Origin of the sequence: Actinophytocola sp. (assembly GCF_050699935.1) — a bacterium.
Taxonomy (GTDB): Bacteria; Actinomycetota; Actinomycetes; order Mycobacteriales; family Pseudonocardiaceae; genus Actinophytocola.
In genome coordinates, this window is record NZ_JBOHGB010000060.1 from 23,543 (window position 1) to 38,867 (window position 15,325).

General features: G+C 70.2%; 16 protein-coding genes and 2 pseudogenes. 5 read left to right on the plus strand and 13 right to left on the minus strand.

Annotated features, from left to right (window positions below):
- Positions 1-67: 67 nt before the first annotated feature.
- Both ACRDTB_RS20005 and ACRDTB_RS20010 read right to left on the minus strand, forming a co-directional pair.
- Positions 68-289 (minus strand): hypothetical protein, encoded by a 222-nt coding sequence (locus tag ACRDTB_RS20005; protein ID WP_431432419.1) that lies wholly within the window; start codon positions 287-289, stop codon positions 68-70.
- 22 nt (positions 290-311) lie between these two features.
- A pseudogene (locus ACRDTB_RS20010) lies at positions 312-609 on the minus strand (acetyl-CoA C-acetyltransferase); the annotation flags it as partial.
- Positions 610-732: 123 nt separating this feature from the next.
- Here ACRDTB_RS20010 and ACRDTB_RS20015 point away from each other — a divergent pair.
- The 3 genes from ACRDTB_RS20015 to ACRDTB_RS20025 are packed head-to-tail and all read left to right on the plus strand — an operon-like array spanning position 733 to position 2,952.
- The gene (locus tag ACRDTB_RS20015; protein WP_431432391.1) at positions 733-969 is read left to right on the plus strand and encodes a hypothetical protein; all 237 of its coding nucleotides are present in this window, start codon (positions 733-735) and stop codon (positions 967-969) included.
- 48 nt (positions 970-1,017) lie between these two features.
- Positions 1,018-1,467 (plus strand): L,D-transpeptidase, encoded by a 450-nt coding sequence (locus tag ACRDTB_RS20020; protein ID WP_431432393.1) that lies wholly within the window; start codon positions 1,018-1,020, stop codon positions 1,465-1,467.
- A gap of 9 nt (positions 1,468-1,476) precedes the next feature.
- On the plus strand, positions 1,477-2,952 hold the full coding sequence (locus ACRDTB_RS20025) for a CHAD domain-containing protein (RefSeq protein WP_431432394.1): 1,476 nt from the start codon (positions 1,477-1,479) through the stop codon (positions 2,950-2,952).
- A 103-nt stretch (positions 2,953-3,055) separates the two neighbouring features.
- Here the strand turns inward: ACRDTB_RS20025 and ACRDTB_RS20030 are convergent, their stop codons facing one another.
- A complete protein-coding gene (locus tag ACRDTB_RS20030) occupies positions 3,056-3,412 on the minus strand; it encodes a hypothetical protein (RefSeq protein ID WP_431432396.1) in 357 nt (118 codons plus the stop codon).
- 65 nt (positions 3,413-3,477) lie between these two features.
- Positions 3,478-3,696 carry a hypothetical protein gene (locus ACRDTB_RS20035; RefSeq protein ID WP_431432398.1) on the minus strand — a complete coding sequence of 73 codons (219 nt, stop codon included), beginning with the start codon at positions 3,694-3,696 and terminating at the stop codon, positions 3,478-3,480.
- Between the two features lie 329 nt (positions 3,697-4,025).
- Here ACRDTB_RS20035 and leuA point away from each other — a divergent pair, with 329 nt between their 5' ends.
- Positions 4,026-5,816 (plus strand): 2-isopropylmalate synthase, encoded by a 1,791-nt coding sequence (gene leuA / locus ACRDTB_RS20040; protein ID WP_431432400.1) that lies wholly within the window; start codon positions 4,026-4,028, stop codon positions 5,814-5,816.
- Between the two features lie 60 nt (positions 5,817-5,876).
- Here the strand turns inward: leuA and ACRDTB_RS20045 are convergent, their stop codons facing one another.
- The 8 genes from ACRDTB_RS20045 to ACRDTB_RS20080 form a co-directional block, all read right to left on the minus strand.
- On the minus strand, positions 5,877-6,959 hold the full coding sequence (locus ACRDTB_RS20045; protein ID WP_431432402.1) for an ABC transporter ATP-binding protein: 1,083 nt from the start codon (positions 6,957-6,959) through the stop codon (positions 5,877-5,879).
- 14 nt (positions 6,960-6,973) lie between these two features.
- Complete coding sequence (locus ACRDTB_RS20050) at positions 6,974-8,056, minus strand: ABC transporter ATP-binding protein (RefSeq protein WP_431432403.1); 1,083 nt, start codon at positions 8,054-8,056, stop codon at positions 6,974-6,976.
- A complete protein-coding gene (locus ACRDTB_RS20055; protein ID WP_431432405.1) occupies positions 8,053-9,066 on the minus strand; it encodes an ABC transporter permease in 1,014 nt (337 codons plus the stop codon). The genes ACRDTB_RS20050 and ACRDTB_RS20055 overlap by 4 nt, the downstream gene beginning before the upstream one ends.
- Before the next feature lie 109 nt (positions 9,067-9,175).
- Entirely contained in the window at positions 9,176-10,936 is a 1,761-nt protein-coding gene (locus tag ACRDTB_RS20060) for an ABC transporter substrate-binding protein (RefSeq protein ID WP_431432407.1), read from the minus strand.
- Between the two features lie 55 nt (positions 10,937-10,991).
- The gene (locus ACRDTB_RS20065) at positions 10,992-11,987 is read right to left on the minus strand and encodes an ABC transporter permease (protein ID WP_431432408.1); all 996 of its coding nucleotides are present in this window, start codon (positions 11,985-11,987) and stop codon (positions 10,992-10,994) included.
- Between the two features lie 267 nt (positions 11,988-12,254).
- Entirely contained in the window at positions 12,255-12,731 is a 477-nt protein-coding gene (locus ACRDTB_RS20070; protein ID WP_431432410.1) for a uridine kinase family protein, read from the minus strand.
- Positions 12,732-12,811: 80 nt separating this feature from the next.
- Positions 12,812-13,408, minus strand: a complete 597-nt coding sequence (recR, locus tag ACRDTB_RS20075; protein ID WP_431432412.1) for a recombination mediator RecR — start codon at positions 13,406-13,408, stop codon at positions 12,812-12,814.
- 6 nt (positions 13,409-13,414) lie between these two features.
- A complete protein-coding gene (locus tag ACRDTB_RS20080) occupies positions 13,415-13,723 on the minus strand; it encodes a YbaB/EbfC family nucleoid-associated protein (protein WP_431432414.1) in 309 nt (102 codons plus the stop codon).
- A gap of 90 nt (positions 13,724-13,813) precedes the next feature.
- On the opposite strand from ACRDTB_RS20080, the gene ACRDTB_RS20085 reads away from it, so the two are divergent.
- Entirely contained in the window at positions 13,814-14,653 is an 840-nt protein-coding gene (locus ACRDTB_RS20085; RefSeq protein ID WP_431432417.1) for an N-acetylmuramoyl-L-alanine amidase, read from the plus strand.
- Here ACRDTB_RS20085 and ACRDTB_RS20090 read toward each other — a convergent pair.
- Positions 14,654-15,325 (minus strand): annotated as a pseudogene (locus tag ACRDTB_RS20090) (DNA polymerase III subunit gamma/tau); the annotation flags it as partial.

A 15,325-nucleotide genomic window follows, 5' to 3' on the forward strand; every position in this document is an offset into this window, starting at 1 on the left:
CCCGGCAGGTCGGGGTAGAGCTCCTCGGTAATCCGGGTCCGGGCCGACGGGGCGATCGCGTTCACGGTCACCCCCGTAGTGAGCCGGCTCGGCGGCCGCGACCAGGGTCAGGCCGAGGATGCCGGCCTTTCGCCGCGGAGTAGTTCGACTGGCCGACGCTGCCCCACAGGCCGGCGCCGGAGCTGGTGTTGATCACCCGGGCGTCGACGGCCGCGCCGGACTTCGCGAGCGCGCGCCAGTGCGCGGCGGCGGCGTGGCGCATGGTGAGGAAATGGGCCTTCAGGTGCACCCGCAACCACGTCGTCCCACTCCGCCTGCTGCGAGGACCCGCACTGCCGGTCGACGGTCACCCCGGCACCTCCGCGGGCAGGCTCGCCGCGAGCCAGCAGGTCCGCGCCACGTCACCGGCCCGCGGCCCGATCGTGTCCACGCACCCGAAGATCACCTCGTCGACCACCGCCGGGTCGAGCGGCACCCGGGCGAACAGCTCCCGCAGCCGTGCGCGCCCAGGTCGGCCGGGTGGCCCGCGGCGAGACCACCGCCGCGCCGGCCCACCCGTGTGCGGACCGCGTCGACGAGGAACCTTGCTAGTCCGGCAGCCTCTACCACCACTTCGACGCCAAGGAGACGATCCTCGACGAGCTACTGTCCAGCTACCTCGACGAGCTGCTCGCCACCTACCGCACGATCGTCGAGGCCGGCGGCCCGCCCGCGGCCACGCTGCGCGAGCTCGTGCGTGCCTCGATCCGGTCGCTGTCCGAACACCGCGCCGCGATCACCGTGCTGCGCGACGGTGTCGAGACCGGGGACTTCCGCGCGGACCTGGATCCCGTTGTCACGTACCGGTTCCTGCGCGACTCGGTGTGGGTGGCGGTGCACTGGTTCCGGCGGGACGGTCCGCTGTCGGCCGACGAGCTCGCGGACCACTACCTGACGCTGATCTTCGACGGCCTGACACTGCGTGACTAGATGGCGCCCGTTCGTGGTAACACGTAACCACACAACGGGAGGTCCACCATGGGGAAGCTTCGGAAGATCCTGAGCATGGTCGCCGGCGTGGCGGCGCTGGCGTCGGTCGTACTGGTCGTCACGCCGGCCACGGCTGCGGCGTCACCGGCGCCGTGCGGTCGCCGGGTGGCGGCGTGTGTCGACCTGAGCGCCAAGAAGGCCTGGCTCATGGACGACAAGGGCCACGTCACCTACGGCGCGGTGCGGATCACGACGGGCAAGCCTGGATACCGGACGCCGCCGGGCATCTTCCGGGTGACCTGGAAGGACATCGATCACTGGAGCCAGGCCTACGACGCGCCGATGCCGTACTCGGTGTTCTTCACCAACGACGGCATCGCGTTCCACGAGGGGAGCCTCGCGGTGCGGTCGCATGGCTGCGTGCACCTGTCCCGGGCGGCCGCCAAGAGGTTCTTCAACCGGTTGCAGCCGGGTGACACGGTGGCCGTCGTGCGGTAGCCATGAACCATGGCGGCGGGGCGAGCGCACACCGAGCGGGAACGCAAGTACGAGCTCGCTCCGCACGCCCCGCCGCCGTCGCTCGCCGGGATGGGCACCTCGACCGGCCCTCGTGCGGCGAAGCTGGTGGCCGTCTACTACGACACCATCAACCTGCGCCTGATCCGTGCGGGCATCACGCTGCGCAAGCGCACGGGCGGCCAGGACGCCGGCTGGCACCTCAAGATCCCGGCGGGCACGGACACCCGCGAGGAGCTCCACTTCCCGCTCGGCCGCGCCAACACACCGCCCGGCGACCTGGTCGACCTCACCCTCGGCTACAGCCGGGGCGTGCCGCTCATCCCGGTCGCGCGCATCGTGACCCACCGGACGAGCTGGCAGCTCGCGGACGACGCGGGGTCCCCGCTCGCCGAGCTGACCGACGACCGCGTCGAGGCCGAGAACCTCACATCATCCACAATGGACAGATGGCGCGAGGTCGAGGTGGAGCTGGCGGAGGCGGCCGATGCCGGGCTGCTGGACCGGGTGGAGGGCCGGCTGCGCGAGGCGGGCCTGCGGCGAGCGGACCACGGCTCGAAGCTGGCCCGGGTGCTGGCACCGCCGCACGCCGGGGAGCCCGGCTCCGCCGCCGGCGACCAGCTCACCGCGTACCTGTCCGGGCAGGTGGATGCGTTGCTGCGCAACGATCTGCTGGCCCGGCACGACAACCCGGACGCCGTGCACCGGATGCGGGTGGCGACCCGGCGGCTGCGAGCCGCCCTGCGGGCGTACCGCGGGCTGCTCGACCGGGAGCGGGCCGACCGGCTGCGGGCCGAGCTGGCGTGGCTCGGCACGCGCCTCGGGCCCGCACGTGACCTGGAGGTGATGGAGGCCGACCTCACCGAGACCGTCGCCGGGCTGCCCGACGAGCTCGTCGTCGGTCCCGTGGCCGCGCGGCTCACCAGGCACTTCTCGCCCGCCCGGGCGCAGGCGCGGCGCGCCGTGACGCGGACGCTGGGCACGAAGCGGTACCTGGCCCTGCTCGACCGGCTCGACCGCGTCGTGACCGACCCGCCGCTGACGGAACGCGCCGGCCGGCCGGCTCGCCGGGAGCTGCCGAAGCACGTGCGGCGGGCCTACCGCCGGACCGCGCGCACGGTCGCCAAGCTGGACGGCGGCGACGAGGCCCTGCACGAGGTGCGCAAGGCGGCGAAGCGGCTGCGCTACGCGGCCGAGGTCGCGGTGCCGGCGCTCGGCGCGAAGGCGGACCGGACCCGCGAGCGCGCTCGCCTGGTCACCCGGATCCTCGGCGAGCACCAGGACACCGTCGTCGTCCGGCCGCTGCTGCGCGAGCTCGGCGCGCAGGCGCACGGCGCCGGCGAGAACGGGTTCACGTTCGGGTTGCTCCACGAGCGCCAGCACGCCCGCGCCCGCGACGCGGGGCGGCGGTTCACCGAGGCCTGGGCCCGGCTCGCGGCGCGCGGACACCGGCGGTGGCTGCGCTGACGGAGGAGTAGCTTGAGGACCTTGCCGGACGGGTTACGCGGCAGCTCGGCCGGGAACTCGACCAGCTGCGGCACCCGGCCATGTTAGAACACGTTCTATACGGCTAGCCGAGCCTGCGGATGAGCCGGGCGAGCACGGCCGAGACGACGAGCCAGAACAGTGCGGCGAGGCCGTAGTTGACGAGCACGCGCAGCTCGGCGTTCTCGGGGGTGAAGAGGTTGCGGAACGCCAGGGCCAGCGGATCCGCGGCGTCGGCGAAGAACACCGTGATCCCGTTGTCCGGGTTGGCGTTGCCCACGGTCAGCAGCACGTGGACGACGAGGATGATCGCGAAGACCAGCCCGACCCAGCGGACCAGGCCGGCCAGCACACCCACCACGGACGCGCGCACCTCGCCAGCGCTGCGACGCTGTCGGGATGCCTGCTCGACGTCCTCGGGACGCTCGGCTCGCGCGGCCATGGTGGGAAGTCTGACACGTTCACCCCCGCCTGACTACCAGCCGGTAGGCAACGGTTACGGAGGCTTTACGGGCCGACCAGCCGGGCGATGACACCCGCGACGACGACCCAGAACACGGCCGCCAGGCCGTAGTTCACGATGATGTCGAGGTTGTCGTTGGCGAAGTTGAACAGGCCGGGGAAGAAGAGCGCGAGCGGTTCGGCGAGCGTCCGGACGAACTGGAAGAACGGGTTCGCCGTGTTCGCGTTGAAGAGGAGCATCAGGATGTAGACGACCTCGATCAACGCGAACAGTCCACCGACGCTGGAAACGACTCGCGCCGCGGTGCCTCGGCCTGTGCCGACGGTCCATCTACGTGTAGCCATGACATCGGGTGCCCGGGTCTGCCCGTGCCGAAACACGTGTGGGTGACTAACTAACGTGCTACGCCGATCGGCCCACTATGTGGAACGTGATTTCCCGTGGGTGGACCCGCTCGCTACGCTGACGCCCGTGGCGCGTGTTCTCCTCCTTCCTCGCCGCGACGGGGCCTGACCAGACCGGCTCCCCGCCGCGGGGCGACGCCGTGCCGGTCAAGAGTCAGCACCCGGACCGGCCAGGAGAACCCCACATCATGACCATTCAGGACACTCAGCGTGCCGCGCACAGCAGAATCAGCGTGCCGTCCCGCCCGGCGCCCGCCGGCCAGCCCGCCTGGAACACCCAGCGCGGCACGACCATGCCCGTGCACCGCTACCGCCCGTTCGCCGAGCTCGTCGAGCCGGTCTCGCTGCCCGACCGCACCTGGCCGGACAAGGCGATCAGCCGCGCGCCGCAGTGGTGCGCGGTCGACCTGCGGGACGGGAACCAGGCGCTGATCGACCCGATGTCGCCCGCGCGCAAGCGGAGGATGTTCGAGCTGCTCGTAGGCATGGGCTACAAGGAGATCGAGGTCGGCTTCCCCGCCGCGTCCCAGACCGACTTCGACTTCGTCCGCGAGATCATCGCCGACGGCGCGGTACCCGACGACGTGTCGATCCAGGTGCTCTCGCAGTGCCGACCGGAGCTGATCGAGCGGACCTTCGAGGCGCTGCAGGGCGCGAACAGGGCGATCGTCCACATCTACAACTCGACGTCGATCCTGCAGCGGCGCGTGGTCTTCCGCGAGGAACGCGAGGGCATCAAGAAGATCGCCACCTCGGCGGCGGAGATGGTGCTCGAGTACGCCCAGAAGAACTCCGACACCGACTTCCGGTTCGAGTACTCGCCGGAGTCCTACACCGGGACCGAGCTGTCCTACGCGGTCGAGGTGTGCAACGCGGTCACCGACGTCTGGCAGCCCACTGTGGACCGTCCGGCGATCATCAACCTGCCGGCGACGGTGGAGATGGCGACGCCGAACGTGTACGCCGACTCGATCGAGTGGATGCACCGCAACCTGGAGCGCCGCGACTCGGTCGTGCTCTCGCTGCACCCACACAACGACCGCGGCACCGCGGTGGCCGCCGCCGAGCTGGGCTACCAGGCGGGCGCGGACCGGATCGAGGGGTGCCTGTTCGGCAACGGCGAGCGGACCGGCAACGTCTGCCTGGTGACGCTCGGCATGAACGTGTTCAGCCAGGGCATCGACCCGCAGATCGACTTCTCCGACATCGACGAGATCCGGCGCACGGTCGAGTACTGCAACCAGCTGCCGGTCGGCGAGCGGCACCCGTGGGGCGGCGACCTGGTGTTCACCGCCTTCTCCGGCTCGCACCAGGACGCGATCAAGAAGGGCTTCGACCACCTCCAGGAGCAGGCGACCCGCGCCGGCCGGCCGGTCGACGAGCACCCGTGGGAGGTGCCGTACCTGCCGATCGACCCGAAGGACGTCGGCCGGACCTACGAGGCGGTCATCCGGGTTAACTCGCAGTCCGGCAAGGGCGGCGTGGCCTACGTGATGAAGACCGAGCACCAGCTCGACCTGCCGCGCCGGCTGCAGATCGAGTTCTCCCAGGTGATCCAGCAGTACACCGACAACGAGGGCGGCGAGGTCTCCCCCGCCCTCATGTGGTCGACCTTCTCCTCGGAGTACCTCGAGCTCGCCTCGCCGGTGGCCCTGCACGAGCAGCGCATCAGCGACGACGGCGAGGGCCACGACGAGATCACCGCGTCGGTCGACGTGGAGGGCGACCGGCACGAGATCTCCGGTTCCGGCAACGGTCCGATCGCGGCCTTCGTGGACGCCCTGGCGTCGGTCGGCTACGACGTGCGGGTCCTCGACTACACCGAGCACGCCCTCACCTCGGGCGACGACGCCCGCGCCGCGGCCTATGTCGAGTGCACGGTCGGCGACCTGGTCCTGTGGGGCGTGGGCGTGCACAGCTCGATCGTCACGGCGTCGCTGCGCGCGGTGGTCTCGGCGATCAACCGCGCACACCGCTGAGCCGTCCGAGCCTTCGGGTCGGGTCGCGGCGACCGGCCCGACTCCGGCAGCGCCGGGCGTTCAGGAGGTGGACTCGGACTCCGGGGAAGCGGCACCGGACGGGTCGATGGTGAGCCGGTCGACGTTCTCCGGGAAGTGGCACGCCACCCGGTGGCCCGGCGCCAGCTCGGCCAGCGGGGGCTCCTCGGTCGAGCAGATCTCCTGCGCCTTCCAGCACCGGGTGTGGAAGCGGCACGCCGGTGGCGGGTTGATCGGGCTCGGGACGTCGCCCACCAGCCGGATCCGTTCGCGGTGGCGGCGCCGTGCGGTGTCGGGGATCGGGACCGCGGACAGCAGCGCCACCGTGTACGGGTGCATCGGCCGCTCGTACACGTTGGTCCGGTCGCCCAGCTCGACGATCTTGCCCAGGTACATGACCGCCACGCGGTCGGACACGTGCCGGACCACCGACAGGTCGTGCGCGATCATCACGTACGTCAGGTCCAGCTCGTTCTGCAGGTCCTCCAGCAGGTTCACGACCTGGGCCTGGATGGACACGTCGAGCGCGGACACCGGCTCGTCGGCCACGATCAGCTTCGGGCGCAACGCCAGCGTGCGCGCGATGCCGATGCGCTGGCGCTGGCCGCCGGAGAACTCGTGCGGGTAGCGGTTGTAGTGCTCGGGCGAGAGGCCCACCAGCTCGAGCAGGTCCTGCACGGCCTTCTTGACGCCGAACTCCGTCTTGACCTTCTGCAGCTTGAACGGCGCGCCGACGATCGTGCCGACCGTGTGCCGCGGGTTCAGCGACGAGTACGGGTCCTGGAAGATCATCTGCACGTCGCGGCGCAGCGGGCGCATCCGGCCGGTCGAGATGTGGCTGATGTCGTGGCCGTCGAACACGATCTTGCCGTCGGTCGGCTCGAGCAGCCGGGTGATCAGCCGGCCCGTCGTCGTCTTGCCGCAGCCGGACTCGCCCACCAGCGACAGCGTCTCGCCGCGCCGCACCGAGAAGTCGAGCCCGTCGACGGCCTGCACCGCCGCGACCTTGCGCTGCAGCAGCCCGCGCCGGACCGGGAAGTGCTTCCGCAGCCCGGAAACTGACAGCAGCTCGTCCCCCGGGTCCGAGCCCGCGGTGGGCGTCGCCTGGTCGGGTTCAGCAGTCACGATCGGTCCCCGTTCTACAGCTTCGGCTTGATCTCGTCGTTCCACAACCGCAGCCGGTTCTCCGCGGACAGGTGGCACGCGATGTGGTGCCCGCCGCCGACGTCACGCAGCACCGGCACCTCGGTCTCGCTCAGGCCGTTGTTCAGCCCGCCGTAGGCACATCGCGGGTGGAACGGGCACCCGGGCGGCACGTTGATCAGGCTCGGCGGCGTGCCCTGGATCGGCAGCAGCCGCTCGGAACGCTCGCGGTCCAACCGCGGCATCGAGCCGAGCAGCCCCCAGGTGTACGGGTGCTGCGGCTCGGTGAAGATGTCGTCGGCCGTGCCGTACTCGGCCGCGCGGCCCGCGTACATCACCAGGATGTCGTCGGCGAGCTCGGCGACCACGCCGAGGTCGTGGGTGATGATGATGACCGCGGAGTTGAACTCCTCCTGCAGGTCCCGGATGAGGTCGAGGATCTGCGCCTGCACGGTCACGTCCAGCGCGGTGGTCGGCTCGTCCGCGATCAGCAGCTCCGGGTCGCACGAGAGCGCCATCGCGATCATCGCGCGCTGGCGCATGCCGCCGGAGAACTGGTGGGGGTAGTCGTCGACGCGCGAGCCCGGGTTCGGGATGCCGACCCGGTCGAGCATCTCGATGGCGTGCTTGCGCGCCACCGACTTGCTCACGTCGTGGTGGATCCGGTACGCCTCGACGATCTGGTTGCCCACCGTGTAGTACGGGTGCAGGGCCGACAGCGGGTCCTGGAAGATCATCGCCATGTTCTTGCCGCGGAGCGCGCGCACGCGTTCCGGGTCGATGCCGACCAGGTTCTGGCCGTTCAGCATGATCTCACCGCTGATCTCGGCGGTGCCCTCCTTGTGCAGTCCCATGATCGACAGGCTGGTCACGCTCTTGCCGGAGCCGGACTCGCCCACGATGCCGAGGGTCTTGCCGCGGTCGACGTGGAACGAGAGCCCGTCGACCGACTTGACCACGCCGTCGTCGGTCGGGAACTGCACCTTCAGGTCGAGCACCTCGAGGAACGGGCCGACACCCTCGGCCGGCCGGTCATAGATGTCCACCCCGCCGAGCGGCTCGTCAGGAATCTGGGTCATGAGGTCCGCACCCTCGGGTCGATGACCGCGTACAGCAGGTCCACGATCAGGTTGGCGATCACGATGAAGGTCGCCGCGAAGAGCACCACGCCCATGACCTTCGGGATGTCGTTGTTGTTGATCGCATCGACCGCGTACTTGCCGAGCCCGTTGAGCGAGAAGGTGCTCTCGGTGAGCACCGCGCCGCCGAGCAGCAGGCCGACGTCGAGTCCGAAGATCGTCAGGATCGGCGTGAGCGCGCCGCGCAGGCCGTGTTTGACCACCACCCTGCCTTCTGCCAGGCCCTTCGCCCGCGCCGTGCGGATGTAGTCCTCACCCATCGTCTCGAGCATGCCAGCTCTGGTCAGGCGCGCGTACTGGGCGGAGAACAGGAACGCCAGCGTGATCCACGGGAGGATCAGGGCGTACGCCCACTCCGCCGGGTTCTCCTCGATCGGGGTGAAGCTGCCGCCGCGCGCGGTCCACCCCAGTGTGTAGCTGAAGAACGTGAGGGATATCAGACCGGTGAAGAAGATCGGCAGGGAGACGCCGGCGAGCGCCACGCCCATCGCGCCCCGGTCGAACATGGTGCCCCGCTTGAGCGCGGAGAGCACTCCGATGGACACTCCGGCGAGCACCCAGATGACCGCCGCCCCCACCGCGAGCGACAGGGTCACCGGTGCCCGGTCGAGCAGGTCCGGCCACACCGGCTGCTGGGTGATGAACGAGTAGCCGAGGCACGGCGCCGGGCACTGCTCGACACCCGCGCCGTAGTCGTACTCGGACCCGACGACGATCCCCTTGACCCAGTTGCCGTACTGGACGACGACGGGGTCGTAGAAGCCGAGCCGGTCGGCGATCAGCTTGACCGTCTCCTCGGTGGCCGACCGTCCCACGTAACGAGAGGCGAGGCTCTCCGGGCCACCACCGGCGATCTTCGGCACGAGGAAGAAGATCGAGAAGGTGACCGCGCTGACGACGAAGAGCAGCACCACCGCCGCGATGAGCCGCCTGATGATGTACGCGATCAATGTGCTCTCTCCACGGGGCGAGTTCGGCGTCGGTGACCGGCCCGGAACGAGGTCCCGAGCCGGTCACCGGTCGCCGTCATCGGTCTGACGAGACGCTACGGCCGGACGACTACTGCTCGACTCCCATGGCCATGTAGTCGTAGTAGCCGTACTGCTCGTTGATGAACACGTTGGTCAGGCCCTTACCGCGGTAGAGCAGGACCTTCGCGATGACACCGGGCAGGATCACGGCCTCTTCCATGACCCGCTTGTCGATGTCGGCGTAGATCTGCTCGCGCTTGCCCTCGTCCAGCTCGACCAGCGCGGCGTCCAGCGCCTGGTCGACCTCGGGGATCCGGACGCTGATGTTGGACGAGCCGCCGGTCTCCCGGATCACCCGGCTGTCCACGATCTGCGAGAGGAACCCGAAGCCGTCGTTCCAGTCCGCGCCCCAGCCGTTGACGACGAGGCCGAGGTTGTTCTGCTTGGCGTAGGGCGGGCGGCCGGCGTACTGCGAGAAGTAGTCACCCTGCGGGAAGCCCTTGAGCGTGAGCTCGATGCCCACCCGCTTGAGCGACTGCTGCAACGCCTCGGCGACTGCCTTCTCCTGCGGCCGCTCGTTGCGGTAGGTGATGTTCGTGGCGAAGCCGTCGGGCTGCCCGCAGTCCTTCAGGTGCTGCTTCGCCTTGTCGAGGTCACCCTTGTTGTCCTCGCCGGCCGGGTAGAGGTCGAAGTCCTGCGAGCCAGGGATCTGCGGCGGCAGCAGGTGGGTGGCGATGTCGCCACCGGCGACGTCACCGCCCATCGCCCGCTGATAGCCCGTGCGATCGGTCGCGTACATGATCGCCTTGCGGCAGTCGATGTTGTCCAGCGGCGCCACCTGCGGGTTGACCGAGGTGTACCAGAGGCGCACGAGATACGGGTTGTCGGCCTCCGCCTTGAGGGACTCGTCGGACAGCACCCGGCCCTGTGCGGCCGAGCCGAGGCCGGTGCCGGTGACGTGCACGTGCAGGTCGCCGGACATCAGCTGGTTGTCGATGTCGTCCTGGTTGACGTTCAGCGCGACGTCGAAGCCGTCCGGCAGCGGGTTGCGGTTCGGGTCGGTCTCCTTGCTCCACTCCGGGTTGCGCTTGAGCGTGAACCGCTTGCCCAGCTCGTTGGTGTCGAACATGTACGGGCCGGTCGAGATCACGTGCTCGCGGTACTGCGCGCCCTTGTCCTTGTCCTCGGGCACCGGCACCGTCTGCGGCAGCTGGGCCAGGTAGTCCATGCCGGAGAACGGTGTCTTGAGCTTGAAGATGATCGTCTGGTCGTCCGGGACCTCGATCGCCTGGTCGGTGTTCATGTCAGGCGTCTTGTACGGACCCTGGTAGCCCTCGGGCAGGTTGAGGAAGCCCTCCCAGTACGCCGGACCGTTGGGGAAGGTCTCCTTGTCCGTGGACCGCAGCACCGCGTGCTTGACGTCGTGGGCGGTCACCTCGGTGCCGTCCTCGTACTTCACGCCCTTGCGGATCTTGTACGTCCAGGTCTTGGCGTCCGGGCTGGACTCGCCGAGGCTCTCCGCGAGGTCGGGCACGAGCTCCCCGCTCTCCTCACCCGGCGCGATCTTGTACATCACCAGGGCCCGGCCGTAGAGGCGCAGGAAGTCCCAGGAATAGCCGTAGTAGGTCTCCCCGGGGTCCAGCGAGTCCCAGTCGCCGTTGTTGGCCATCTTGATTATCCCGCCCGTCTCGTCGGACGGGTTGTAGATCTTGCCGACGGCGGCGTTGAACGCGGGCTCGGCGTTCCCACCGTTGCCATCGCCATCGCCGTCGCCACCGCCACAGGCGGACACGACCAACGCGACAACCGCGCTCACCGCGGTCGCGGTGATCAGACGCTTTCGTTTCATCTTGCTGATGCACCCCTATCTCTTGGGAAGCCGGTCAACTCACGACCTGGCCTTGTCATCTGGACCGCGGGTCTAGGGCGTCACGGAGGCCGTCGCCGAACAGGTTGAACGCCAGAACGGTGATGAAGATCGCCAATCCGGGCCAGAGCATGAAGTGGGGCAGTGTGTAGTACCGCACCGCGTCGGAGAGCATGCCGCCCCAGGTGGGGGTCGGCGGCCGGATACCGACACCCAGGAACGACAACGCCGCCTCGAACAGGATGTTCGTCGGAATCATCAACGTCGTGTACACGAGGATCGGCGCCACCAGGTTGGGCAGAAGCTCGCGGAACAGGATGTACGGACGCCGCGCGCCGAGGCTGCGGGCGGCGTCCACGAACTCCCGTTCTCGCAGGGACAGCGTCTGTCCCCGCACGATTCGGCCGATGTAGGGCCAGCTGAAGAACCCGATGATGAAGATCAGCAGCACGATGCGCAGCCCGTCGCCGGACAGCCCGAAGGCGTTGTCCGGCACGACTCCGGCGAGCGCGATGGCGAACACCAGGATGGGGATGGCCAGGAACACGTCCATCGTGCGACTGATCACCGTGTCGACCCAGCCGCCGAAGAACCCGGCGATGACGCCCATCGTCGTACCGATCACGACGGAGAGCAGGGTGGCGGAGAACGCGATGAGCAGCGAGATCCACGACCCGGTGTAGACGCGGGTGAGAATGTCCCGGCCGTTGAGCGGTTCCACGCCGAGCGGGTGGTCCCAGCTCATCCCACCGAACGTGCCCTCGGGGATCAGCGTGGACCCGTCGATGAGGTCCTCGTTGAACTTGTTCGGCTCGATCACGCCGAACACCCGGTCCAGGAGCAGCGCGCTGATCGCGATCAGGATCAGGACGATGATGACGACCGCGCCGCCGACGGCGACCCGGTCGCGCCTGAGTCGCAGCAACGCGATCTGGCCGAGCGAGCGACCGCGGATCGCCTTGGCGCCGACTCCAGACAGGAGCGCATCGGTCGAGGTGCTCGAGCTCTCCGACACGTCGAGCGGAGCGCTCATGCGCTGCCCAGCCCCGCCGGCCCGGCACCCCGGTGGTCGGCCGGCGCTCGGTTGGAGTCGAGCGCGAATCGCACCATCCCCGGCCCGATGTCGGTTGTCGGCCGAGTTGGCGCGGATCGCGGGTAAGCCATCGCGCGCTCCTCAGGGTTTGTCGGGATCTCACCGCTCGGTGGCAGACCATAGCCCCTGTCTTCTACATGGTTTAACCAGGTGAGGTTACGATCCGGGAACACGAGCGCAGATTATGCACGTTGTGCCGGGCCGTGATCACATTCTGTGGCTGGCGGCGGCTTTCGTGTCGTCCACGGCGAACCAGCCGTCCTCGAACTTCTGCCAGGCAGCAAGCGGTTTCCTGGAACTCTCGCCGTCTCGGGCCACGGCCCGGGCCAGTCGCTCTGCGCGGTCGGGAACCTCGCACCAAACGAGTGCGGACAACGCGGGCCTGATCGATCGGCGGCCGGCGGAAACACCTTCTAGCAGCAGTACTTTCGGCGGGTTGACAGTGATGATCTCGCCCGGACGGGGCATTCCGCCGGTCCATTCGGTCCGCGTGTACCGACCCGCCCGGCCGCGGGCGAGGGGCTTTAGGACGCCCTCGCGCAGGCGGGGCCACCACGCGACGGGGTCGTCCCACGTGGCGAAGTCGTCCGTGCGAACGATCGTCGCGCCGAGGTAGGCGGCGAGCTCGTCGGCCAGGGAGGACTTCCCCGACCCGGACGGGCCGTCGATCGCCACGAGCGTCACGGCCCCGAGCCGCGGTGGACCGGGCTCGAGCCTCAGGCCGCCGGGTTCGTCATCGGGCCGCGACGGTGTCGGTCGGGCACTCACACCGCGCGGCGGCCGGAGAGAGCCCGGCCGAGGGTGAGCTCGTCGGCGAACTCCAGGTCGCCGCCCATCGGGAGGCCGGACGCCAGGCGGGTCACGGCGAGGCCGGGGAAGTCACGCAGCATGCGGACCAGGTAGGTGGCGGTGGCCTCGCCCTCGGTGTTCGGGTCGGTCGCCAGGATCACCTCGGTGACCTCCTGGTCGGAGATGCGCGCGAGCAGCTCCCGTACCCGCAGCTGGTCGGGCCCGATGCCGGACAGCGGGTCCAGCGCGCCGCCCAGCACGTGGTAGCGGCCCTTGAACTCGCGCGTCCGCTCGATGGCGAGCACGTCCTTCGGCTCCTCCACCACGCACACCGAGCTCGGGTCGCGGCGGGCGTCGCGGCAGATGCGGCAGGTCGCCTCCTCGGAGACGTTGCCGCAGATGTCGCAGAAGACCACGCCCTCCTTGACCCGCTGCAGGGCCTCCTGCAGCCGGGTCACGTCGACCGGATCGGCGCCGAGCAGGTGGAACGCGATCCGCTGGGCGCTTTTCGGCCCGACGCCGGGCAGCCGGCCGAGCTCGTCGATCAGGTCCTGGACCGGGCCCTCGTACATCTGCGACTACGCGCCCGGCAGGCCGAGCCCGCCCAGCCCACCGGCGAGCCCACCCATCCGGTCCGCGGCCAGCTGCTGCGCGCTGCTGCTGGCGTCGCGCACGGCCGCCACGATCAGGTCGGCCAGCGTCTCGGTGTCCTCGGGGTCGACCGCCTTCGGGTCGATCGTCAGCGACTTCAGCTCACCCGAGCCGGAGACCACCGCGGTCACGAGCCCGCCGCCCGCGCTGCCCGTGGTCTCGGCGTTGGCCAGCTCCTCCTGAGCGGCCATCAGCTGTTCCTGCATCTGCTGCGCCTGCTGCAGGATCTGCTGCATGTCTGGAACGCCACCGGGTTGCACTCGGGCTCCTCTCCTCGGGTGTCGTGTCCCAGCGTAGCCGTGTCCGCGGTGTGGCATGGTGAGCCGGTGCGCAGATCCCTGGCGGTGGTGACGTGCCTGCTCACGCTGGCCGGCTGCGCCACCTCGACCGCCGGGTCCGCGTCCGCTCCACCGCCCTCGCCGAGCATCGCGACCGCGCAGCGGACCGCTCCCCCGCCCTCGACCGTGCCGCGCTCGACGAGCACCACCCCGCGGACGACGAAACCCGCACCACCGCCCGTCTCCGGCGTGGTCGTGCTAGACCCGGGGCACAACGGCGACAACGCGGCGAACCCCGACGTGATCAACGAGCTGGTGCCGGCGGGGCGCGGGCGGACCAAGCCGTGCAACACCACCGGGACGGCGACCGGCGCCGGCTACCCGGAGCATGCCTTCACCTGGTCCGTGGCGGTGCGGGTCCGCGCCATCCTCGAGGCGCGCGGGATCGAGGTCCGGCTCACCCGCCCGAACGACAGGGGCATCGGCCCGTGTGTGAACGAGCGGGCGGCGGTCGGCAACGACGCCGCGGCGGACGCGGTCGTGTCGATCCACGCGGACGGCTCGACCAACCCGGCGGCGCACGGGTTCCACGTCGCCTACTCGTCACCGCCGCTCAACGCCGCGCAGGGCGAGCCGTCCCTGCGCCTGGCCCGCACGATGCGCGACGGCCTCTCCTCGGCCGGCTTCCCGCTGTCGACCTACGTCGGGTCGCACGGCCTCTCGCCGCGCGACGACCTGGGCGGGCTGAACCTGTCGACGCGGCCGGCGGTGCTCGTGGAGTGCGGCAACATGCGCAACGCCGCCGAGGCGGCCGCGTTCTCGAGCCCGGCAGGCCAGCGCTCCTACGCGGCGGCGATCGCCGCCGGCATCCTCGTCTACCTGGCCTGACTACGTTTCGAGCGGCCGCGCGCCCAGCCTGTCGGTGAGCAGCCGGACCATGTCGGCCTCCGGGTTGGCCGGCGGATCCGGTTCCGGACCGCCGGCGGAGTAATAGTCCTCGTCGTCCGGGGGCTCCGGCGGGAGTGGCGGCTCGTCGGCCCGCTCCGGCGGGGCCGTGGGCCGTTGCTCGCGCGCCGGCTGGGCGGCCGGCTTGGGCGCCGGCTGGGTCGGACGTTGGTAGGTCGGCGGCTCGGCCCTCGCGGGCCTGGGCGCGGCGGCCGCCCCCGGCCCACTCTGGTCGGCATGCACGCAGCGGACGTGCCAGGTGCCGCCGAACACGGCCTCGAGCGCGTCCGCGATCGCGTCGACGTTGCGGGCCTCGGCGAGCCGGCGGGCGAGGGGCGCGGCGGTGTGCCCGATGGTCACCGTGTCGCCCTCGACGGACTGCACGCTCGCGTTGGTGAGCATGGCCTCCGTGCTGCGGCTGGCCTCCCGAACCTTCTCCAGCACGGCGGACCAGGCCCGCCTGATGCCGACCGCGTCGATGCGCCCCTGGCCGGCCGACGCGGCCGCGGGCTCGGTAGTGGGCTCGGCTGTTGGCTCCGCGGGTTCGGTCTTGGGCACTTCGCGTCGCGCGGCGGCGGGTTCGGTGCGCGGCGCGGTCGCGGGTTCGGCCGGCGG

What these genes read in the sequence shown, in the direction of transcription:
- ACRDTB_RS20050 (WP_431432403.1), bottom strand. Translation starts at nt 8,056, where the DNA reads ATGACCCAGATTCCTGACGAGCCGCTCGGCGGGGTGGACATCTATGAC.
- ACRDTB_RS20025 (WP_431432394.1), top strand. Translation starts at nt 1,477, where the DNA reads ATGGCGGCGGGGCGAGCGCACACCGAGCGGGAACGCAAGTACGAGCTC.
- leuA (WP_431432400.1), top strand. Translation starts at nt 4,026, where the DNA reads ATGACCATTCAGGACACTCAGCGTGCCGCGCACAGCAGAATCAGCGTG.
- recR (WP_431432412.1), bottom strand. Translation starts at nt 13,408, where the DNA reads ATGTACGAGGGCCCGGTCCAGGACCTGATCGACGAGCTCGGCCGGCTG.
- ACRDTB_RS20030 (WP_431432396.1), bottom strand. Translation starts at nt 3,412, where the DNA reads ATGGCCGCGCGAGCCGAGCGTCCCGAGGACGTCGAGCAGGCATCCCGA.
- ACRDTB_RS20060 (WP_431432407.1), bottom strand. Translation starts at nt 10,936, where the DNA reads ATGAAACGAAAGCGTCTGATCACCGCGACCGCGGTGAGCGCGGTTGTC.
- ACRDTB_RS20065 (WP_431432408.1), bottom strand. Translation starts at nt 11,987, where the DNA reads ATGAGCGCTCCGCTCGACGTGTCGGAGAGCTCGAGCACCTCGACCGAT.
- ACRDTB_RS20080 (WP_431432414.1), bottom strand. Translation starts at nt 13,723, where the DNA reads ATGCAGCAGATCCTGCAGCAGGCGCAGCAGATGCAGGAACAGCTGATG.
- ACRDTB_RS20020 (WP_431432393.1), top strand. Translation starts at nt 1,018, where the DNA reads ATGGGGAAGCTTCGGAAGATCCTGAGCATGGTCGCCGGCGTGGCGGCG.